Here is a 20,603-nt window from a genome sequence, read left to right as displayed (position 1 = left end):
CCTACAGGAACTTGCTGAACTGGTCGTTGGCCCTCTGCATCACGAAGTCGTACGGCGGCGAGAATTTGCGGGCCCACCAGTAGCCGAACCGGATGTCCGGCGACGTGTACACCAGGTACCGGTCCTTCTTGATGCCGGCGATGATGCAGGACGCGACCTTCTCGGGCGTGACGGCCCGCTTCTCGAAGCGGTGGATGGCCTTCTGGATGCGCGGGTCGTCGCGATCGACCCCGGCGATCTCGACCGTGCCCACCAGCGGCGTCTTGACCGCGCCGGGAACCACGAGGCTCACGCCGATGCCGTGCCGTTTGAGATCGAATCGCAGAACCTCGGACACTCCGCGGAGCCCGAATTTGCTTGCGCTGTAAGCCGCATGCCACGGCAGTGCCAGCAGACCGGCGGCGGAGGAGACGTTGACCAGGTGACCGCCGCGTCCTGCCCGCACCATCGGGGGCAGGAAACTCTCGATGATGTGGATCGGGCCCATCAGATTGACGTCCACCATGGACTTCCAGTGGCGGTGTTCGAGATTCTCGACCGTCCCCCACGCGGAGATGCCGGCGACGTTCATCACGACGTCGAGGCTGCCGAACTGATCGTGCACGTCGGCGGCGAATGCGGCGACGGCGTCGTAGTCGGACACGTCGAGCGCGCGCGAGAAGCTGACGGTGCCCCCGCGGCTGCCGACCTGTTCGACCGTCTGAGCCAGGCCGACCTCGTTGATGTCGGTGAGGAACAGTTCGGCGCCCTCCGCCGCGGCCGCCAGGGCGGTCGCCTGCCCGATCCCGCTACCTGCACCCGTGATCAGGCAGTTCTTGCCGTCCAGCGTCTTGATCGCCATAGCCGTGCGCGCCCCCGTCGTCACCGATCCGTGTCGGCTGGAAGTCTACGCACGCAATCTGATTGCGCGCACGCAACTGCAGGGCGCCCTTCCCGAGAAGAAACGCGAACCGGCCCGCGCCGGGCCGGTTCGTGACGGTTCACAACCGCTGAGTCATTTCTTCCTGATAGGTACGAATCGTCCTCTCGATTCCGTTGGCGTCGTCGTCGTTTCCTCGGTGCCGGGCGTCGTCGGCGCGCTCGCGCAGAACTCGAATCGCCTTCCGAAGCTCGGCGTCACTCATTCTGTGTTCCATATCACAATCATCCCCGTCGGCTTCAGATTTGGCCAGACTCGAGGGGCGTGCCGGAGCGGCGGAACCCCGCCTGAGCTGGACATATGTCCAACTAGACGGAGCGGAGCCGCACGGATCACGCGGCGACCGAGAGTCGGATCGGCGGCGCGCGGCCCGGCGCCCGTGCGAATGCCCCTACTTCACAGTAGTGTTCACCAGGCCCCGCGGGCCGCGAGCGACCTCGCTACGTTGCGATGCGCAACGCAACACAATGGCGCTGAACTGGGACTATAGGCACCACCGCCCCACGGCACACACCCCTACGACATTGCCAGCTAACTTCCAGTGATTGAAACGGCAACCACGCACGCGTGCCGGCGACCGCAACCGGCGAGGCAGCCTTCGCGCGCCACGCACCGACGCCTCTCTTGAACTTTCAACGGTAGAACGCGCGTGACGAGCGCAGAGGACGCCCGAAATGTCGGCGATCCGCGAGCGCACAGCAGCCAGTCGTTGAAACATATATGAGATAAGCGCGGCATCGGCGGACGACGTTTTGCCTCTATGTCCGTGAGTTATCAATCGGTTATCATCGTGGTACGGTGTCGTTCACACGACTGACGCGCGCACGAGAGAGGACCCGGCGGCTCACAATGGCAGATTTTGCTGCGCGGTTGAACAAGCTTTTCGACACGGTCCACCCTCCGGGACGTAAACCGCATACCAACGCTGAGGTCGCGGCGGCACTCATCGCAGACGGACATCAGATCTCGAAGCCCTACATCTCCCAACTCCGGTCGGGACAACGCACCAACCCCTCCGACGAGACGGTCGCGGCCTTCGCTCGCTTCTTCAAGGTGAAGCCCGACTACTTCTTCAACGACATCTACGCCGCGAAGATCGACCACGATCTCGAGCTTCTCTCGCAACTCCAGGGATACGGACTACGCAAGCTCTCCAGCCGCGCGTTCGACCTCTCCGAAGAGTCGCAGAACCTGCTCACCACGATGGCCGAGAAACTTCGTGCCAGCGAGGGGTTGCCGGAGGTCCCGCCGGACGCGTCCCGCTGATCACCGGAGCCGTTGGGCGGCAACGGGTTCGCCGCAGGTTGCATCCGACGTCCGGCTGAAACGCACCGGACGACACCGGACGACACCGCCGGAATGCCCTGCCCTGTGTGCCCGCGTGGCGCATGATGGAGCAATGGTTGACAGACCGCAGCTCGGTCCCACGATCTTCGTCCTCTTCGGTGCCACCGGGGACCTGTCCAAACGCATGGTCCTCCCCGCGTTCTTCCAACTCGCCCAGTCGGGGCTCCTGAACTCCGAGTGGATGCTGATCGGCACAGGCCGGGGCAACGTCTCCGACGACCAGTTCCGCGACCACGTGCGCGACGTCCTGAACCAGTTCGCCGTGCCGCACGACGACACCGACTGGGAGGCGTTCGCCCGGCGGCTGAGATTCGCCGGCGGCGGTTTCACCCCGGACAACCCGGGAACACTTCCCGCGACCGTTCGGCAGGCGCGGGAAGACCTCGACGCGTCAGACGCGCAGTTGGTGCACTACCTGGCCCTGCCACCCAGCACGTTCGCCGAAACCACCCGCGCGCTCGGCACGCACGACCTGGCCCGTGGCGCACGCGTCGTGTACGAGAAGCCGTTCGGGACGTCTCGAGAGGCGTTCGCCGAACTCGACGAAGCCGTGCACCACGTCCTCGACGAGAAGCAGATCTACCGAATCGATCATTTCCTCGGCAAGGAGAGCACCCAGAATCTGCACATCCTGCGCTTCGCCAACGGGCTGATCGAGGGCGTCTGGAACCGGGAACACGTCGAGCAGGTGCAGATCGACGTGCCCGAGACACTCGAAATCGACGACCGCGCCCGGTTCTACGACGCCACCGGCGCCGTCCTGGACATGCTGGTGACACACCTGTTCCAGGTCGCCGCCGAGATCGCGATGGAACCGCCGGAGACGTTGGGCGCCGACGATCTCCAATCCGCCCGCGAATCCGTGATCGGGGCGTTCCGCCCCCTCGACACGGCCGACGTGGTGCTCGGCCAGTACGAGGGGTACCGCGACGTCGACGGTGTCGCGGACGATTCGACGACGGAGACGTTCGTCGCCGCACGGCTGTGGGTCGACACGGACCGCTGGCGTGGGGTGCCGTTCCTCCTCCGGACCGGAAAGATGCTGGGTGTCAGCCGGCAACGGGTCAGCCTCGTCTTCCGAAGTCCCCGTGGCCCGCTCACGGACATTCCGCCGGACGGCGCCGTCCTGACGTTCGATCTGTCCGGGGACGGCGAGATCGACATCTCCATGGTGGTCAAGGAACCCGGACCCGACGACAGCCTGACGGTGGGCCACCTGGGACTGCCCCTCGACACGGTGCCGCTCGCCCACGCCCTCGCACCGTATTCGCGGCTCATCCTCGACGTCCTGCACGGCGACCGGTCGCTGTTCACGCGCCCCGACGGCTTGGCGCACGTCTGGGCCGTCGCCGACGCACTGCTGCGTGACCCTCCCCCGGCCAAGCCGTACCCCGCGGGATCCATGGGACCGCCGGAGGCCGAAGACCTCGCCTCGCCCTGCGGGTGGCTCGTCACCGGTTCGCCGGACTGATCGGCGGCTGAAGGCTATTCCGCGACCGATTCGACGGTGTCCGCCTTCGCAGGAACGGGGGCCGACTTCCGGACGTCGGCGTACGCGTCCGCCAGATCGAGCACCCATCGGCGCGGCGACATGCCCTGAGGCGGCGCGATCCACTCGGTGTCGAGGACGTCCGAGGCGACCGGGTCGTCGATCCAGCGGGCGAGAATCCGGGCGCGTTCGGCGGCCGATTCCGGAAGATCCTGTTCGTCCGTCTCGAGCATGCCCGCGCCCGCCTGCAGGTACAGCGCATCCATGACGTGTGCGACGGCGTCGGAGGCGCGGAGGACGGTCGTGCTCCCCTTGCCGTCGCCCTCGACCACTTCGGGGAACCGTGAAACGAGCACCGAATGCAGTGTGTTCATGCGGCGCAGGTCCTGTCGAGCGCGCAGCCACGTTTCGACGAGCACCCAGACGGTGCCGACCGAGACGATCACGGCCGCGACGGTGTACGCCGGCGAGGAGCCGACGGCCCACGTCTCGCCCGACACCTCACGCACCAGTCCGACGACCGCCGCAGCCAGGACGATCGCCGATCCGACCACGATCAGTGAGATTCCGCGGCCGAGCGGTGTCCACGCGACGTGCCGGACTCCGGTCACGACCACCGCGGTCAGCGCGATCACGATGAACACCAGCGCGGGAACGGGATATCCACCGGCAAGCCCGATTCCGAGCACGACGGCCACGGTGTAGACGACCACGGCGACGGCACGCAGCGCAGGACGCGGGAGTATCGGCCACACGGAGATCGCGCCGACCGCGCTCGCGGCGGCGAACAGCGTCCACGCCAGTTCGAGGACGATCTCCGACAGCCCGACTCCCGGGGCCACGGTGTCGAGGCGCCCGGCGACGTCCGGAACGGCCAACGTGGACGCGAGGGCCGCGCTGGACACGGCCACCACCATCGCCACGCGCAGCGGCGTCGGCTGACGCGCGGCGACCCGGCCGATCCGGGCACCCGCGGCAGTCCAGACGACGAGCGCAACCAGCCAGCCCATCAGCCGATCGCCTCGTCGTAACGGAGCACGGACACGGGAGTTCCGCGCCCCTGCATCGTGTTCAACCGGATGAGCAGCATCGACGCGAACGTCTCGGCCTCCCACTCGGCCACCTCGTCGGACGGCTGCTCGTCTCCCCGCCGTCGCGACCGCTGGCTGAGCATGTAGGCGATCAGATCGTCACCGGCTTCGAGCGTCGCGGCGACGATCTCGGCTCCTTCGTGCCGAAACACGATGTGACCCAGCTCGTGCGCAAGCGTGCGGTCGAGGTCGGGCAGGCCCGGCGCCAGCACGATCACGTCCCGGTCCGGGTACGCGCGCCTCTGGCCGCACACACCGGGTGCCATCGGCTTCGTGAAGTCGAGTTCGATGGGACGCTGCCGTTCGCGGGCCACCGCGTCCACCACGTGCCGGAGTGACACGGCTTCGGCCCGGGCCGCCGCGTCACACACCGCATCCACGGCCGCCGCTACCCGACGATGAGATCTGTTCGCCCCCACGACTACATCCCTCCACTCGAAGCGGGCGGGAAGAATTCCGCCCGCGCGGCCGCGATGCGCGCCTGTTGTGCGCGAGCACCCTTGAAGGTCAGCGCACCCGCCCCGCCGGCGCAGCACAGCAGAACGCCGACCCCACCGAGAACGGTGATCGCAGGCAACGGCTCACTGTGGACCACCGGAACCATTCCCGGCGGCGCGGCGGCCGGATCGTCCTGGGCCGGTGCGCCCGCAGCGGGCGACGGGCCGTCGCCGCTCGGGGCCTCCCCGGCAGGCTGATCCTGGAGTGCGGAATCTTCGGGACCACTCGTTCCCGGAGCTGCCGCGGCGGTTCCGGACCCGGAACCTCCGGCCGGCGCTCCCCCGGACGGCGGGGGTGCTGCAGGACCCTCCGAGCCCGGAGCGGCTTCCGCAGCATCGGAAGCCGAGTCGTTTCCGGAATCGTCGTCCCCGGACGTGTCCGGGCGCGCGATGGTCGGTTCGCCCACCGGCGGCAACGTGATCGGACGGGGCGGAGCGACCACGACCCGTGATGTCGAAGGTGTCGACGTCTCCGTCGGTTCGGTCGTCTCGGACGGTTCCGTGGTCTCGGACGGCTCGGCCGTCTCGCTGGGCTTCCCGGTCTCGCTCGGTTCCCGTGTCTCGCTCGGTTCCCGTGTCTCGCTCGGTTCCCGTGTCTCGCTCGGTTCCCGTGTCTCGCTCGGTTCCCGTGTCTCGCTCGGTTCCCGTGTCTCGCTGGGCTCTCCGCCGCAGCCGCGACTACTGGCGCAGTCGTGGTACTGGGGGTCGGCGGAGGCGTCGGACGGGAACACCGAGACGGTGACCCAGCCGAGCCCGGACAAGAAGGCCAGCGCCAGTCCGACCATGGTCAGCCTTCGAACAGCACGACGCGCGCTCACTGTGCACCCCCCTCGTATTCACGACACGACACCACGTCTACGGCGACGTCGCCGCTGTCATGGTATCGAGCGAATCGAGTAGAGGTGCTGGTGGTGCAAATGTCGGGGAACCGGCACCACCAGCGGTGCCCGAGCCAGGTGGGACTCGAGCAGCTTCCGAGAACCCCTGCGGGTTCGGCGTTGCGGCCTGGAGGTGCTGAGCGGTCAGCGGAAGGTCGGCGTCTCCGACGCGGCCCTCGCGACGTCGGTTGGTCGGCCGGAGTTCACAGGACGTTCACCAGCAACATCGTCGCGGTGATGGTCGCGACCACCGTCGCCGGTTCCAAGAACTTCGAGATCTTGTCCATTGCCTGCATGTATTTCCACCCCGTGCGATCGACCCCTTGATGACCTACGGACAGTACACAGCATTCAGTTACCTTTTGGCAAATCCAAGAGTCGGCCATTCGCACGGTGCCACGCTCTCGCACCCCTGACGACGACGCTCACCTGGGTCGGAATGCAGAAGAGGCACCCTCTCCGGATGGAGTGAGTGCCTCTTCTGTGGTGGAGCTGAGGGGAATCGAACCCCTGACCTCTTCGATGCGAACGAAGCGCGCTACCAACTGCGCCACAGCCCCGTGCGGATCCTGCGATCCGCTCGGCAAACTCTAGCAGGCCACCCGCGGCGGGAGCGAATCGCCTACACCGACGTGGCTTTCGGCCCGATTCACCCGGCTACTCACCGGCAGCTCGGCGCATCGTGGCCTGCTGCATCGGCGCGTCGTCGAAGTGTTCGAGATGATCGAATTCGGGGTCCTCGTCGTCCACTTCGAGGACGACGGCGCCCGGACGCCGCAACCGGGCCGGGATGAGGCGGAGTTCCTCGTCGCTGCGGGACTCGACACCCAACCGCGACCGGTTGAGTCGGGCGGTCCGCCGGCGACGGATCTCCTGCTCGATCTGAACCTGCCGGCGCAGATACGCCAAATACCCGAAGAGGCCGACCACACCGGCCGCGAACGCCCACCACATCAGCGGGGAGATGATGAGCCCGAGCGCCGCCGACATGATTGTCGCGAACACCAGCCCGAGAACCGACCGTTGCCGGAACGCATACCGGGCCTCGCGCGCGATCGCGTCGGCCTCGGGGTCGAAGCCGCCACGCCCCCGGCGCGCCGGTACGTACTCACCGACCGGTGCCCGCTCACCGTCGAACTCGTCTTCCTCTGCGTGAGTGTCCACAAGGTCCTCCGCGTCGTAGCCGTAGTGGTCCGGTTCCGGTTGCCAGTACGGATCGCTGCGGTGTCCAGCCGCGGGTCCACGCTGCACGGGACGTTCGTCACCGCGGTGCAGCACGCGCGTCGCGAGTGCTGCGTCACTGGTTTGTCGAATCCGGGGGCGGTTGTTCACCAGCATCGGGACCAGGACGAAGAGCCACACGACGACGAGCCCGATCCAGAGAAACGAGTTCGGCATACGGCGACCTCCTCCCAATCGTCTACCAGCATGGATACCGCTGTTGACCCACCCAGGCTAACCGCATGAACACGCACATCTTCGCAGACGCGCCGATCTCACCATACTCAGGTGTCACATGCGTAACGCGAAAATGTGGTGCTCGACATGCCCCGATAAGGCAGAGAGAACGATCCGGCAAAGACTCGCCGAAAGCGGAGCCCCGGTCAGGAAGCTTTGATACCGTGAGATAACTGCCGCGTAGCTGGACGTTTGTCCATGTCCGTTCTGCGGTCAGCCCCAAGTGGCTTTGCCACTCCGCACGAGCGAATCCGCCACCGTGCCGGGCACGTCCTCGACGGTCATGCCGACCAGAATGTGGTCGCGCCACTGCCCGTCGACGTCCAGGTAGCGCTTGAGGAGACCCTCCTCGCGGAAGCCGACGTTGCGCAGCACCGCCTGGCTCGCCAGGTTCTCCGGACGCACGGTGGCCTCCACGCGGTGCAGCCCCACGGGTCCGAAGGCATGATCGAGCCCCAGCGCGAGCGCGCCGGTGGCCACCCCGAGCCCGTTGACGTCGCTGGCCACCCAGTACCCGATCCAGGCGGAGCGCAGCGCACCCCGCACCACGTTGCCGATCGTGATCTGGCCGCAGAAATTGCCGTCGAGTTCGATGGCCATCGGCAGCATGCGACCCTTCCTGGCCTCCGAACGCAAACTGCTGCACAGTCCGGGCCATCCCGAAATATGGTGGCGCGCTTCCCAGGGCGCCTCCCCGGTCGGTTCCCACGGTTCGAGGTGCGCGCGGTCGCGGGTGCGCAGACGGCTCCACGCCGACGCGTCACGCAACCTGATGGCGCGCACGGTGACGACGCCACCCTTCACGCGCAGGGGCCCGAGATGCGGCGGCCAACCCGGATGCTGTGTCATCCCGTCTCACACTGTCGCGGTGCCATCAGCCCCGCTGCGCCAGGAAGGCCACGTCCACCTGGTCACCGGTCCGGACCTCGGTGATCTCGGGGTCGATGAGGACCAGACAGTTGGCCTCGGCCAACGTGGCGAGCAGGTGCGAGGACGCGCCCGGCGCCCCGCCGAGAGCTTGGACGAGGTACTCCCCCGTGGCTTCGTCGCGCATGAGCTGACCGCGGAGAAAACCCTTGCGGTGCTCGATGGACGTGATCGGCGCGACGGTGCGAGCGGTGACGACGCGTCGCATCGGCTGCCTGCGCCCCAGCGCGATGCGGATCAGTGGGCGCACCATCACCTCGAAGACCACGAGGGCGCTCACCGGGTTGGACGGGAGCAGGAACGTCGGGACCTCGTCCCGGCCCAGCTGACCGAAACCCTGGACCGATCCCGGATGCATCGCGACCCGGTCGACCTCGAGGTTGCCGAGATCGGCGAGTGCGTCCCGCACGTCCTCGGAGGCGCCGCCACCGACGGCACCCGCGATGACGACGATCTCGGAACGGATCAGCTGACCCTCCACCACCTCGCGCAGGCGACGGGCGTCGGCGTTCGCGATACCGACCCGGTTGACGTCGGCGCCTGCGTCGCGGGCGGCGGCGGCCAGCGCGTAGGAGTTGACGTCGTAGACCTGGCCGGGACCGGGGGTCCGGTCGACGTCGACGAGTTCGCCGCCGACGGAGATGACGGACAGCCGGGGCCGGGGGTGTACGAGCACCTTGTCTCGGCCCACCGCCGCCAGCAACCCCACCTGGGCGGCTCCGATGATGGTGCCCGCCCGGACCGCGACGTCTCCGGGCTGCACGTCGTCGCCGGCCCGGCGCACGTAGTCGCCGGAGCGGACCGGCTTGTAGATCTTGACGCGGGCCCGGCCGCCGTCCGTGCGGTCGAGCGGAAGGACGGCGTCGGCGAGCGTCGGGAGCGGTGCACCCGTGTCGACCTTGACGGCCTGACGCGGCTGCAGCCGGATCGGCTGCCGCGAACCGGCCGTGACCTCACCGACCACGGGAAGCGACAGTTCGACGGGCGCACCGTCGTCGTCGCGGATGTCGGTTCCGGCGGCCTGGACGTCGACGCTGCGGACGGCATAGCCGTCGATCGCAGCCTGGTCGAAACCGGGAAGCGGACGCTCGGTGACCACCTCTTCGGCACACAACAGCCCCTGGGCTTCGGAGATCGCCACACGGACCGGCCGCGGCGCCACTGCGGCCGCGGTCACGATCGTCTGTTGCTCCTCGACCGACCGCAAGTTCTTGCCTCCCGAGCTTCTAGGAATCCGTCCGCTTCAATCGGTCGATCAGCCATTCGCGCAACGACGGGCCGTACTCGTCCATGTCCAACGCAAAGTCAACCGCAGCGCGGAGGTAGCCGCCGGGATTTCCGAGATCGTGTCTCGTGCCTCGGTGCACGACGACGTGAACGGGATGGCCTTCCTTGATGAGGAGGGCGATGGCGTCGGTGAGCTGGAGCTCCCCGCCGGCGCCGGGTTCGATCCGCCGCAGCGCATCGAAGATCGCGCGGTCGAGGAGGTAGCGACCTGCGGCGGCGAACGTGGACGGCGCATCCTCGATGGCCGGTTTCTCGACCATGCCGGTGACCTTGAGGACGTCGGGGTTGGTGGCGTCGGGAACCGTCTCGACCTCGAAGACGCCGTACGAGCTCACCTGATCCTTGGGGACGTCGATGGCGCAGAGGACGGTGCCCCCGCGCTTGCGGCGAACCCGCGACATCGTCTCGAGCACTCCGCGCGGCATCACCAGGTCGTCCGGGAGGAGCACGGCGATGGCGTCCTCGTCGTCGTCGAGGACCGACTCCGCGCAGCCGACCGCGTGGCCCAGGCCGAGAGGCTCATCCTGGACGACGGACTCCACCTCGAGCAGGCCGGGAGCCTTGCGCACCTTCTCGAGCAGGTGATATTTGCCGCTGGCCTCGAGCTTGCTCTCGAGCACGAGATCCTCGACGAAGTGGGCGACCACTCCATCCTTGCCCGGCGACGTCACGATCACGAGCCGGCCGGCACCGGAATCCGCGGCCTCTCCGGCCACGAGTTCGATACCCGGGGTATCCACGACCGGGAGCAGCTCTTTCGGCACGGTCTTGGTCGCGGGGAGGAATCGCGTGCCCATTCCCGCTGCGGGCACGACAGCCGTGCGAAAGGCGCTGGCGGTGTGCGGTGCGGCGTCTGTCATGCCCACACCATAACTGTGCGGACCTACTCGACAGTCACCAAGATCCTGTCAGTAACCTCCCGGAACCCGTCAGGGACGCTCGTCGGTCGGCTCTAAGGTTGGGGCATGCACGCACGAACGAAGGACGAGTGGCGGCAACTGGTGCTCTCCGGGCGACGAGCTCTGACCCCCGAACTCCGCACGGCCGAGGACCGGGCGCTCGTCGCACTCGTCACACAGGGAATCGCCGATGGATCCACCGTCTGCGCCTACGTTCCCACCGCGCTCGAGCCGGGATCACTGGACTTTCTCGATGCCCTCCGGCAGGTCGCCGGACGCGTCCTCGTGCCCGTCACCCGCGATCCGGGCCCGCTCCACTGGTCCGAGTTCACGGGCGCGGACGGTCTCGCCGACGCGAGTTACGGCCTGCGCGAGCCGACCGGCCCGGTGTGGGAGCCCGACGAGATCCGTTCGGCCGGAACCATTTTCGTGCCCGCCCTGGCCGTCGACCGGAGGGGCGTGCGACTCGGCCGCGGTGCGGGCTTCTACGACCGGAGTCTCGGGCTCGCTTCCTCCGACGCACGGCTGATCACGGTGGTCCGCGACGAGGAACTGGTATCCGAATTGCCCGAGGATCCCCATGACGTACGTATGGGTTGGGCACTCACCCCCCGCTCGGGCCTCGTCCCGCTCGGCGACCGCTGAGGACGTGTCCGGCCCGGAATAGTTCTCTGATTAGCGTTGTTGGCACTGTCGACTGTAGAGTGCTAAAACCTGCGGTTTGACTACACAGTGCGGAGGAACCCCGGTGCCTACTTATTCATATGCGTGCACGGCATGCGACAACCGTTTCGACATCGTCCAGTCGTTCAGTGATGACTCCCTGACCGTCTGCCCCGCATGCTCGGGCAAGCTTCGCAAACTGTTCAACTCCGTCGGCATCGTCTTCAAGGGCAGTGGTTTCTACCGCACCGACAGCCGCGGCACGTCCGGCGCGGCCAGCGAGCCTGCCAAGACCGACTCTGCTCCCGCCGCGAAGTCGGAAAGTTCGTCGACGGCCTCGTCCAGCTCGTCGAGCACCGCGGCCGCCGCACCGGCCAAGGCTGCTGCCAGCTAGTTCGCGCGTCTCCGCGAGTTATCCACAACCTCTCGTCCATCCACAGGCGGGCTCTTTCGGCGTACCCATGGGCCCGCCGGTCTCCTAGCGTCGAACCATGTCGTTCGACCCTGTCCCGACCGGTCGCCGCCGGTCGAACCGAGCACACCGAAGCCTGAGCCCGTCGTGGGCCGACCGGCTGTCGGATTTCGCCCATCCCGGCTGGGCCCGCACCCTCGTCGCCAGACGCGTCCTGGCCGCCGCGCTGGTCTGCCTCGCACTGGCCCTCCTCGCCCGCGGAGACCCCGACTCCGCCCGCTCCGCAGTCGTGGTGGCCGCCCGGGATCTACAACCGGGCGTCGTTCTCACGGACGCCGACGTGGAACTGGTGGACCTCGAGGCCGGGACCCTGCCCGACGGCGCCGTCACCGCACTGGCGGACGTCGACGGGCGCACCCTCGCCGGACCGACCCGCGCCGGAGAAGCCCTCACCGACGTCCGGGTACTGGGTCCCCGTCTCGCCGCGGCCGCAGCCGGCATGGACGACGCCCGGATCGTCCCCGTCCGGCTCGCCGACCCCGCTGTCACGGAACTTTTGCGTGAGGGCGATCGCGTCGACGTGCTCACGGTCGATCCCGACACACCAGCGAATCCGGACCGGCGCTCCGGCGCCACCGTGCTGGCGTCCCGCGCCGTCGTGGTATTGGTGACACCCTCCGAGAACGGACGTGACCAGCGCGAACGCGTGGTGATGCTGGCCCTGCCGGCATCCGAGGCCACGACGGTGGCCGCGGCATCTCTCACGAGCGCGATCACCGTGACCTTTCAGTGACCCGTCACACGGAGCCGCGCTCATCTAGGCTTTTCTGCGAACAGTGCTGGATGACTTGCCACCCACTCGAGGAGACGTCGACATGCTCAAGGGATTCAAGGACTTCCTGCTCCGGGGGAACGTCCTCGACCTCGCCGTCGCGGTCGTAGTCGGAGCCGCGTTCACCGCCATCGTCACAGCGTTCACCAACAACGTGATCAATCCGTTGATCGCCGTTGCGGGCGGCGCCAACGATCTGGGCTGGGGCTACCAGATTCTCTCCGACAACCCGGCCACCTTCATCAACATCGGCGCCGTCATCACGGCCGTGATCAACTTCGTGATCATCGCCGCAGTCGTGTACTTCATTCTCATCGTCCCGGCCAACGCCGCGAAGAAGCGGTTCATCACCGAGCCCGCAGACAAGAAGGCCAGCGAGGCCGACCTGCTGATCCAGATCCGCGACATCCTCGAATCGAGCCTCGAAACCAACGGCGCGACAGCGAGTCCCGACGGAGCGCACGCGATGACCGCGGACAAGGCCGCGAACCTCGAGCAGACCCGCGAATAGCTTCCGACGACTCCGGGCCCGTGCAGCAGCTGCGTGCACGGGCCCGGAGTCATGGGCGGAACGAATTATCAGCCGATGCTGAAGGGCTGACCCCAGAGAGTGACGGTGCTGCTGACGTTGTCCGTCTCGACGGACACGTTCACATACGACCGCGCCTGGGCGTAACCGGCGCAGCCACTCACGCCGAGGGTCGAATCGGCCCAGGTGACCGAACCGTCGGTACCCTCGAAGCTGTTGTATGCGGAATGCGACTCTCCGCCATAGGCGTCGGCCGACTCGAGGTCGAGGATGTCGACGCTGACAGCCTCACCGGGGCCGAGGGTGATACCAGCGCTCGTGCCGCCGTCGACAGGAACCGAAACGGTACCGTCGGCATTTACCACCGGAGTCGAGCCGGCTTCACCGCCTGCCTCCGCACCGAAGTCGACCTGGCAGGCCAGGACGTAGCCGGGCTGGATGTCGGCACCGGTCGCTCCGGCGCCGTCCAGGTGGACGGAGGCCTTGCCATTCACCCAGACATTCCGGTGCAACGGAGTCGAACCCATCGACGGCGAAATGTTCGCACTCTCGTCCGTCAGGTTCACCGTCACCACGGTGCCGTCGGCCAACGTCTGCGTGATCGAACCACCAGGCAGCGGAATGAACGTGTCGGCGTTCGCCGCACCGACGGAAAAGAAGCCCATGGTCGCGGCAGCAGCGGCACCGACCGCCGCCAGACGCACACCGTTCTTACGGTTGATGTTCATTGTTCCCCTCTAAGGGTAGATAACTCGCGCACGCGAGAAGTGGGTGGGAAGAACTGCGGAAGAGACCGAAATCAGCCGATGCTGAACGGCGCACCGTACAGAACGGTCTTCGAGTAGTCGTTGCCCACGATCTCCACGACCGAGTACGAACGAGCCTGCGCGAATCCACCGCACTTCTGCACCTGCAGCTCCGCATCCTGGTACTGCAGCGCGTACACGCCGTCCTTCTTGATGTCCTTGCCACCCAGCGGCACGTACTTGACCTCACCCGAAGCCAACGGAACCGTCAGACCCGCACTCGTCGACAACGAATCGAGACCCAGACTGAACGACGGATTCGCCGACAGACCCGTGATATCCACCTGGCAACCCACGATGTACCCGGTCGACACCCGCGAAACACCATGCGTCGTTGCCGCATTCGTACCGTTGTAGGTACCCGCATTGTTCGTCGTGGAGTTCGCCTCCGGAACGTCGGTGACCTCCTTGATGCCCTTGACATCGGCAACGACGGTGCCCGACACCCACGCCACACGACCGGCGCCATTGGCAGCCAACGACGGCGACGACAGAGCGCTCTCCGCCGTCCGCGTCAACGTCACATTCGGACCGACCTTCGAACCATCAGGCAGCGGGATAAAGGTATCCGCACTCGCCGCACCAGTAGACATCAAACCGAGTGCAACAGCCGCAGCAGCACCCAGGCCTGCAATACGGGCGCCACGGCGCAGGCCGGACTTGCGGTTCTCGCTCATTCGTTCCCCTCATCAGGATTCAAGCAGGTTCCCAGCCTCGACGATCGAAACTGAGGAGTGGTCCATTTCGGGCCCAGCGCAGTATTCGCAGCAAAGGTGTCCGCAGAGTTAACTGCGGACGACCAGTTGCCGGAATTTCGACACCAGAGACAAACCTCACAGGAGGCTCGTCCGGGCAACGACGTGGCACCACGCCCCGCCCTCCATCTTCGTACTGACTCGTCAGGGACATTAACCTGAGCTAAGAACCTGGGCAACGTGATCAGCTCGTGACGCAATTGTGATGTGCCTCACAAAGTTGAAAACAAGACGTTACCTACGAGTAGCCCCGCTTTTGAGTTGCCCGAACGAAAGAGGTTGTACCAGTGGTTTTCCGGGTGCGATTTTTTCCGTTACTTTCGACAACACTTAGATTCATCCAGATTTCAATCACGCGTCTACCCGTGATGAGGGGGGACCTGACGCCGAATCCACTCCTCAGACTCGTTGCGTTTGTCCACATACTGAGATGCCTCGTCCTGGCCGCGTTCGTCCGCGGTGGTGTCGGGGAAGACGTCCCCGAAGATGCGTTCGAGCCGGGCCCTGTCGATCGAGGCCCGGCTCGGAACTGCCTGCTCGTCGGTCTCGCTGGGCGAGTCCGGCTCGTCGGAACGAGAAATCGTCTCAGCCTTCCAGGCCGGACAATTCGGAAATCACGTGTGCCGCGAGCGGCGTCAGCGTGGCCATGCCGTCCCGGACCGCGGCGCGGGAGGACGCGAGGTTTACCACGAGTGTGCTGCCGGACACGCCGGCGAGCCCGCGGGAGAGGCCCGCGTCGAGCGAACCGGCGGCGAGACCCGAGGAGCGGAGGGCCTCCGAGATTCCCGGAATCTCACGGTCGAGGACCTCGGCGGTGACGTCGGGTGCGACGTCGCGCGGCGACACGCCGGTGCCGCCGACGGAGACGACGAGGTCGACGCCGCCGATGACGGCGGTGTTGAGCGCGTTACGGATCTCCACCTCGTCGGCCGCCACCGCCACGATGGCGTCGACGATGAAGCCGGCCTCGTTCAGCAGTTCTGTCACCAGGGGCCCGATGGAGTCCTTGCCGTCACCGTGAGCGGTGCGGTCGTCGACGATTACCACCAGCGCGCGGCCGGCCAGCGAGGCTTCGATGTCCATGGTCCCTACCGTAGTGGCCCCGTTCAGAACGGACTCGACCTGCCCGAGAATCCCCGTGTTCATCAGCGGCCACCCTGTTCGGCGGTTCCGAGCGTGACGTCGACGGTCTTCGTATTGGATCCGTTCCCGTCGGTGTAGGTGATGGACACATTGTCTCCCGGTGCGTGTGAGCGGATGGCGGCGATGAGTGCGTCGCCACTGGTGATGACACGGTCGTCGACCTTGGTGATGACCGATCCCTTCGGAATTCCCGCCTTCTCCGCCGGGCTGCCCGCCGTGACCTCGACGACGGTGGCACCGTTGGCGGCGTCCTGTGACGGGACCTGGATCCCGATGACGGCCTGGGTGGCCTTGCCTGTCTTGACGAGCTCGTCCGCGATGCGCCGGGCCTGGTCGACCGGGATCGCGAAGCCGAGTCCGATGGATCCGCTCTGCTCACCCGCACCGGAACCACCGATGCTCGCGATGGCGGTGTTGATGCCGATCAGCTGGCCGTCCATGTTGACGAGGGCGCCGCCGGAGTTGCCCGGGTTGATGGCCGCGTCCGTCTGGAGTGCGTCGATGACGGTGTTCTGGTTGCCGGACTCACCGCTGGTGGACACCGGGCGATTGAGCGCCGAGATGATGCCCTCGGTGACGGTTCCGGCGAGGCCGAGGGGCGACCCGATCGCGACGACCTGCTGTCCGACCTGGACGTTGCCGGACGTTCCCAGCTCGATCGGAGTGAGGTCGGTCTTGCCGTCCACCTTGATGACCGCGAGATCGGACACCGGGTCGGCGCCGACCAGCTTGGCGTCCGCCGTGCTGCCGTCCGAGAAGGCGACCGTCAGCTTGCCACCCTTGGCGGCCGCGCCTGCCACGTGATTGTTGGTGAGGATCATGCCGTCGGACGAGATGACGATGCCGGATCCTTCGCCACCGGAACCGCCGGCGGTCGCGACCTCGATCTGGACGACGCTCGGGACCACCTTGTTCGCGACAGCCTGCACCGAACCCGCCGGTGCGTTCGCGGCCGGGGTCGCGGTGTTGTTCTTGGGGGCGTCGAGGGAGTTGGTCACCGCGGCGCCGCTGCCGTTCCGGTCGGTTGCCAGGGAGCCCACGACGCCACCGATGCCACCGCTCACGAGAGCGAGCGCCACAGCGCCCACCACGATGGCGGTGCGGGCGGGACGCTTGGTCGCGGTCGCCGTCGACCCCGCGCCGGCCTGTCCGGGGCCCTGAAGGCCGGGGAACGGGCCCTGAGGCGCCCCGTGCGGCCCGGCCGCGTGCTGGGCACCCGGGTGTCCGGGAGCACCGTGCTGAGGCTGGCCGAACTGCTGTGTGGGCTGCTGCGGCGCACCGTACGGATTGCCCTGGGGGTACCCGGCCGCGCCGTAGGGCTGCTGACCCGTCGGACCGCCCGCGGGATTCTGCGGAGTGGCCGGAAACTGCTCGGTCGGGTGGTAACCCGGCGTCGACTGCGGGTGGGCGGGCTGATCGGGGCGCGCGCCCTGGTCGCCACCGGCATTGTCGCGGCTGTTGCCGTCGTGACTGTTTCGATCTTCGGTCATCGCATCACTTCCATCTCCTGCGACCGCCCGCAAGGGGCAGTCGCACCGTCTCTGGCTACGAGAGTGCCCGGTGGGACTGAGAAGGTCCTGAGACCGGCCTTGGAGTTAGCCGAGACCCTGAGCCTATTCCGCTTCGGGTTCACCGGGAAGGACGATCCGGATGAGCGCACCACCCCGTTCGGAGACGTCGACGGCGATCGTGCCGCCGTGCTTGACCACCACCTGCCTGACGATCGCCAGACCCAGCCCGGAGCCGGGCATCGAGCGCGAGGCCGTCGACCGGTAGAAGCGGTCGAACACCAGCTCCCGATCCTCCTCCGGAATGCCCGGGCCCGCGTCGTCGACCGTCAGCTCGAGGAGGCCGTCGCCTGCCGGCTTCATCGCCACGCGCACCTGCTCACCGGTGGGACTCCACTTGGCCGCGTTGTCGAGCACGTTGAGCACCGCCCGCGACAGTCCCGCGTGGTCGCCGTAGACGAACCAGGGAACGGTGACGGCGGTGAAGTCGATCTCGTTGCGCCGGCGGCGTGCCCGCTCGAGGCTTCGTTCCACCACTTCGCTGAGATCGACTCTCTCGAAGACGGTTTCCGGTGCGTCCTCGCGGGCAAGATCCACGAGGTCGCCCACCAGCTGCGAGAGTTCCTCGATCTGCGCCACCACGTCGGTGCGCAGCTCGGCCATGTCCTCGTCCGGAATGTGCGGTGCGCCAGGACGACTCGACGCGATCAGCAACTCCATGTTGGTGCGCAACGACGTGAGCGGCGTCCGCAGTTCGTGTCCGGCATCGGCGACGAGCCTGCTCTGCCGCTCCCGCGATTCCGCGAGCGCCCTCAGCATCGTGTTGAAACTCTCGGTGAGCCGGGCGAGTTCGTCGTTGCCCGTCACCGGCATGGGCGTCAGGTCGTCGGTCCGGGCCACCCGTTCCGTGGCGGCGGTGAGCCGGGCGATCGGACGCAGACCGGTGCGTCCCACCGTCGTTCCGGCGGCGGCCGCGAGGACCACTCCGCACCCGCCGACGATGAACAGCACCCAGGCGAGCCGGTCGAGCACGGCGCCCGTCGGCGCCAGTCGCTGCGCGATCACCAGCGTGCTGCCGTCCTGGGTGCGCTCGGCCAGCACCCGCTGATTCTCCGCCGTCCGCAACGACGTGTCGCGCTCGCCGCGGGCCACGGACAGTTCGGGTTCACCGATGGGAACACTCGACCCCGGCGGCGTGTACGTGTCGAGGTCCGGGAAGATCAGCGCCACACTGATGTCCGTCGTGTACAGCGTCGCGCCCGCGATGTAGCGCGGATCGAACGTCACCAGATTGCTGTCGATCAGCGCCGACGCGCGGGTGCGCAGCTGGTTGTCGACATCCGCGTACAGAGCCCGCGACACCACGGCGTACGCCGCGATCGCCATCACGGCCACCGCGATGGCCACCACCGACGCGGCGAGCAGCGTCACCCGCCACCGCAACGACACCGACCGCGTCAACGGCATCGGAGGGCGCATCTCGGGCGGTAACGGAATCGGGCCTGTGGGGTGCCGGGAAATGTGGTGCGAGTCGCGCTTCGCCCCCGACTTGTCGGCGGTCTTGTGGAACGGAACTGCCATCACGGAGGAGTCTCCCGCAGCACGTAGCCGACTCCGCGGACGGTGTGCAACAGGCGGGTCTCTCCGTCCGCCTCCGTCTTGCGACGCAGATACCCGACGTAGACCTCCAGCGCGTTGCCGGACGTCGGGAAGTCGTAACCCCACACCTCCTCGAGGATGCGGCCGCGGGTCAGCACCCGGCGCGGGTTGGCCATCAGCATCTCGAGAAGCGAGAACTCGGTGCGGGTGAGGCTGATGGACCGCTCGCCACGCGTCACCTCGCGGGTGACCGGGTCGAGCGTGAGGTCCTCGAACGTCATCTTCTCCGAGTCGATGCCCGGCTCCGGCGCGGCGCGGCGCAGTAGTGCGCGCAGCCGGGCCAGCAATTCCTCGAGAGCGAAGGGTTTGGGCAGGTAGTCATCGGCTCCGGCGTCCAGACCCGACACCCGCTCCGACACGGAGTCGCGTGCCGTGAGGACGAGAATCGGCAGGTCGTCGCCGGTGCTCCGCAGCCGACGGCACACCTCGAGACCGTCCAGGCGCGGCATCATCACATCGAGCACGATCGCGTCGGGGCGCGCGTTCGCCACTTTCTCGAGAGCATCGATACCGTCGACGGCCAGTTCCACCGAGTACCCGTTGAAGCTGAGAGACCGCCGTAAGGACTCCCTCACGGCGCGATCGTCGTCGACCACCAAAATGCGCATACCCGACAGTTTGGCCCGATCAACTGAGATATGTCTGAGAAGGGATCACCGAAGTGCCCTGGCGGCGGTCAGTCGAGGACCCGCGGACCCGGCAGACCCCAGTTCCGCCACAGCGCCAGCACCCGCAGCGCCGACGCGAACACCGTGCCCACCACCAGCGCCACGTCGGTGCCCGAACCCCACTCGCTCACCACGACCACCAGCGCCGAACCGAGCAGCGCCGGCACCGCGTAGAAGTCCCGCTGCAGCAGCAACGGGACCTCGTTCACCAGCACGTCGCGCAAGATCCCGCCGCCGATCGCCGCCGTCCCGCCGATGAGGCACGACGCGAGCGGACTCGCCCCGTGGTCGAGCGCGATCACCGCGCCCGTGCTCGCGAACAGGCCCATACCCAGAGCGTCGAGCACCAGGATCTCGCGGCGGAGTCGCCCGACAGTCGAATGCAGGAAGAACACCAGCAACGACATGCCGAACGACGTGCCGAGGTTCGGCCAGCTACCCAGCGACGTCGGCGGGTGGATGCCCAGCAGGACGTCGCGGACGATGCCGCCACCGAGAGCGGTGAAGACACCGACCACGCACACACCGAAGATGTCGAGGCGCTTCGTCACCCCCACCAGGGCACCCGAGGCCGCGAACACCGCGATGCCCACCAGTTCCAGGATGTACAGCAGCACCCGCCAAGGTTCGCACGAGGAGCGTCACTTCCCGGCCGGGTCCACCAATCCCAGCTTCACGGCCTTCACCAGCCGGCGCGGCACGCGATGCGTCGCGCCGCCCACCGTCACCCCGACGAGGTCGGGTGCCTGGGCCTTCCACTGCGATCTCCGGCTACGCGTATTGGATCGCGACATTCTGCGTTTCGGTACTGCCATGTTCTGTCTCCTCCTTCGTCG

23 protein-coding genes and 1 tRNA gene are annotated in these 20,603 nt (G+C 67.2%); 6 read left to right on the top strand and 18 right to left on the bottom strand.

Annotated features, from left to right (window positions below):
• Position 1 precedes the first annotated feature (1 nt).
• Both RHA1_RS27540 and RHA1_RS50635 read right to left on the bottom strand, forming a co-directional pair.
• Positions 2–841 (bottom strand): SDR family oxidoreductase, encoded by an 840-nt coding sequence (locus RHA1_RS27540; RefSeq protein WP_009478900.1) that lies wholly within the window; start codon positions 839–841, stop codon positions 2–4.
• A 139-nt stretch (positions 842–980) separates the two neighbouring features.
• A complete protein-coding gene (locus RHA1_RS50635) occupies positions 981–1,124 on the bottom strand; it encodes a hypothetical protein (protein WP_005561362.1) in 144 nt (47 codons plus the stop codon).
• A gap of 644 nt (positions 1,125–1,768) precedes the next feature.
• Between RHA1_RS50635 and RHA1_RS27535 the strand changes: the two genes are divergently transcribed.
• Together RHA1_RS27535 and RHA1_RS27530 are read left to right on the top strand one after the other, a co-directional pair.
• The gene (locus tag RHA1_RS27535; RefSeq protein WP_005238699.1) at positions 1,769–2,185 is read left to right on the top strand and encodes a helix-turn-helix domain-containing protein; all 417 of its coding nucleotides are present in this window, start codon (positions 1,769–1,771) and stop codon (positions 2,183–2,185) included.
• A 133-nt stretch (positions 2,186–2,318) separates the two neighbouring features.
• Positions 2,319–3,737, top strand: coding sequence for a glucose-6-phosphate dehydrogenase (locus RHA1_RS27530; protein ID WP_011597784.1), 1,419 nt, complete (start codon positions 2,319–2,321; stop codon positions 3,735–3,737).
• Between the two features lie 14 nt (positions 3,738–3,751).
• Here RHA1_RS27530 and RHA1_RS27525 read toward each other — a convergent pair whose 3' ends face one another.
• From RHA1_RS27525 to RHA1_RS27485, 8 genes are all read right to left on the bottom strand, one after another.
• Positions 3,752–4,765, bottom strand: coding sequence for a hypothetical protein (locus RHA1_RS27525; protein ID WP_011597783.1), 1,014 nt, complete (start codon positions 4,763–4,765; stop codon positions 3,752–3,754).
• Positions 4,765–5,265, bottom strand: a complete 501-nt coding sequence (locus tag RHA1_RS27520; protein ID WP_011597782.1) for an ImmA/IrrE family metallo-endopeptidase — start codon at positions 5,263–5,265, stop codon at positions 4,765–4,767. The genes RHA1_RS27525 and RHA1_RS27520 overlap by 1 nt, the downstream gene beginning before the upstream one ends.
• A gap of 2 nt (positions 5,266–5,267) precedes the next feature.
• Positions 5,268–6,161, bottom strand: coding sequence for a hypothetical protein (locus RHA1_RS27515; protein ID WP_011597781.1), 894 nt, complete (start codon positions 6,159–6,161; stop codon positions 5,268–5,270).
• A gap of 544 nt (positions 6,162–6,705) precedes the next feature.
• Positions 6,706–6,781 (bottom strand) — tRNA-Ala (locus RHA1_RS27505).
• Between the two features lie 97 nt (positions 6,782–6,878).
• Positions 6,879–7,619 (bottom strand): divisome protein SepX/GlpR, encoded by a 741-nt coding sequence (gene sepX, locus RHA1_RS27500; protein WP_009478893.1) that lies wholly within the window; start codon positions 7,617–7,619, stop codon positions 6,879–6,881.
• Positions 7,620–7,892: 273 nt separating this feature from the next.
• Positions 7,893–8,528, bottom strand: coding sequence for a GNAT family N-acetyltransferase (locus RHA1_RS27495; protein WP_011597779.1), 636 nt, complete (start codon positions 8,526–8,528; stop codon positions 7,893–7,895).
• 25 nt (positions 8,529–8,553) lie between these two features.
• Positions 8,554–9,813, bottom strand: coding sequence for a molybdotransferase-like divisome protein Glp (glp, locus tag RHA1_RS27490; protein ID WP_005238688.1), 1,260 nt, complete (start codon positions 9,811–9,813; stop codon positions 8,554–8,556).
• A gap of 19 nt (positions 9,814–9,832) precedes the next feature.
• Positions 9,833–10,753, bottom strand: coding sequence for a UTP--glucose-1-phosphate uridylyltransferase (locus RHA1_RS27485; RefSeq protein WP_011597778.1), 921 nt, complete (start codon positions 10,751–10,753; stop codon positions 9,833–9,835).
• A gap of 105 nt (positions 10,754–10,858) precedes the next feature.
• On the opposite strand from RHA1_RS27485, the gene RHA1_RS27480 reads away from it, so the two are divergent.
• The 4 genes from RHA1_RS27480 to mscL all read left to right on the top strand — a co-directional run bounded on the left by RHA1_RS27480 (position 10,859) and on the right by mscL (position 13,210).
• Positions 10,859–11,437, top strand: a complete 579-nt coding sequence (locus tag RHA1_RS27480; RefSeq protein ID WP_011597777.1) for a 5-formyltetrahydrofolate cyclo-ligase — start codon at positions 10,859–10,861, stop codon at positions 11,435–11,437.
• A 103-nt stretch (positions 11,438–11,540) separates the two neighbouring features.
• Entirely contained in the window at positions 11,541–11,849 is a 309-nt protein-coding gene (locus tag RHA1_RS27475; RefSeq protein ID WP_009478889.1) for an FmdB family zinc ribbon protein, read from the top strand.
• A 97-nt stretch (positions 11,850–11,946) separates the two neighbouring features.
• Positions 11,947–12,660, top strand: a complete 714-nt coding sequence (locus tag RHA1_RS27470) for an SAF domain-containing protein (RefSeq protein WP_011597776.1) — start codon at positions 11,947–11,949, stop codon at positions 12,658–12,660.
• Between the two features lie 82 nt (positions 12,661–12,742).
• Positions 12,743–13,210 (top strand): large conductance mechanosensitive channel protein MscL, encoded by a 468-nt coding sequence (gene mscL, locus RHA1_RS27465; RefSeq protein WP_009478887.1) that lies wholly within the window; start codon positions 12,743–12,745, stop codon positions 13,208–13,210.
• A 68-nt stretch (positions 13,211–13,278) separates the two neighbouring features.
• Here mscL and RHA1_RS27460 read toward each other — a convergent pair whose 3' ends face one another.
• The 8 genes from RHA1_RS27460 to rpmF all read right to left on the bottom strand — a co-directional run bounded on the left by RHA1_RS27460 (position 13,279) and on the right by rpmF (position 20,582).
• The gene (locus RHA1_RS27460) at positions 13,279–13,956 is read right to left on the bottom strand and encodes an MspA family porin (protein WP_011597775.1); all 678 of its coding nucleotides are present in this window, start codon (positions 13,954–13,956) and stop codon (positions 13,279–13,281) included.
• A 71-nt stretch (positions 13,957–14,027) separates the two neighbouring features.
• Positions 14,028–14,711 (bottom strand): MspA family porin, encoded by a 684-nt coding sequence (locus RHA1_RS27455; protein WP_011597774.1) that lies wholly within the window; start codon positions 14,709–14,711, stop codon positions 14,028–14,030.
• A gap of 663 nt (positions 14,712–15,374) precedes the next feature.
• Positions 15,375–15,935 (bottom strand): MogA/MoaB family molybdenum cofactor biosynthesis protein, encoded by a 561-nt coding sequence (locus RHA1_RS27450; protein ID WP_005567398.1) that lies wholly within the window; start codon positions 15,933–15,935, stop codon positions 15,375–15,377.
• On the bottom strand, positions 15,935–17,422 hold the full coding sequence (locus RHA1_RS27445; protein WP_011597773.1) for a S1C family serine protease: 1,488 nt from the start codon (positions 17,420–17,422) through the stop codon (positions 15,935–15,937). Before RHA1_RS27445 ends, RHA1_RS27450 begins: the two co-directional genes overlap by 1 nt.
• 123 nt (positions 17,423–17,545) lie before the next feature.
• Positions 17,546–19,021, bottom strand: a complete 1,476-nt coding sequence (locus tag RHA1_RS27440) for a sensor histidine kinase (protein ID WP_011597772.1) — start codon at positions 19,019–19,021, stop codon at positions 17,546–17,548.
• Positions 19,021–19,707: a response regulator transcription factor gene (locus tag RHA1_RS27435; protein ID WP_011597771.1), complete on the bottom strand. Its 687-nt coding sequence runs from the start codon at positions 19,705–19,707 to the stop codon at positions 19,021–19,023. The genes RHA1_RS27440 and RHA1_RS27435 overlap by 1 nt, the downstream gene beginning before the upstream one ends.
• Before the next feature lie 68 nt (positions 19,708–19,775).
• Entirely contained in the window at positions 19,776–20,384 is a 609-nt protein-coding gene (locus RHA1_RS27430) for a trimeric intracellular cation channel family protein (RefSeq protein ID WP_009478881.1), read from the bottom strand.
• A 24-nt stretch (positions 20,385–20,408) separates the two neighbouring features.
• Positions 20,409–20,582 (bottom strand): 50S ribosomal protein L32, encoded by a 174-nt coding sequence (rpmF, locus tag RHA1_RS27425; protein WP_009478880.1) that lies wholly within the window; start codon positions 20,580–20,582, stop codon positions 20,409–20,411.
• Positions 20,583–20,603: the final 21 nt, after the last annotated feature.

The sequence above is a fragment of the Rhodococcus jostii RHA1 genome, from assembly GCF_000014565.1.
Taxonomy (GTDB): Bacteria; Actinomycetota; Actinomycetes; order Mycobacteriales; family Mycobacteriaceae; genus Rhodococcus_F; species Rhodococcus_F jostii_A.
Note: the sequence above shows the minus strand (reverse complement) of the source record. Positions and strands in the feature narration are given on the sequence as shown.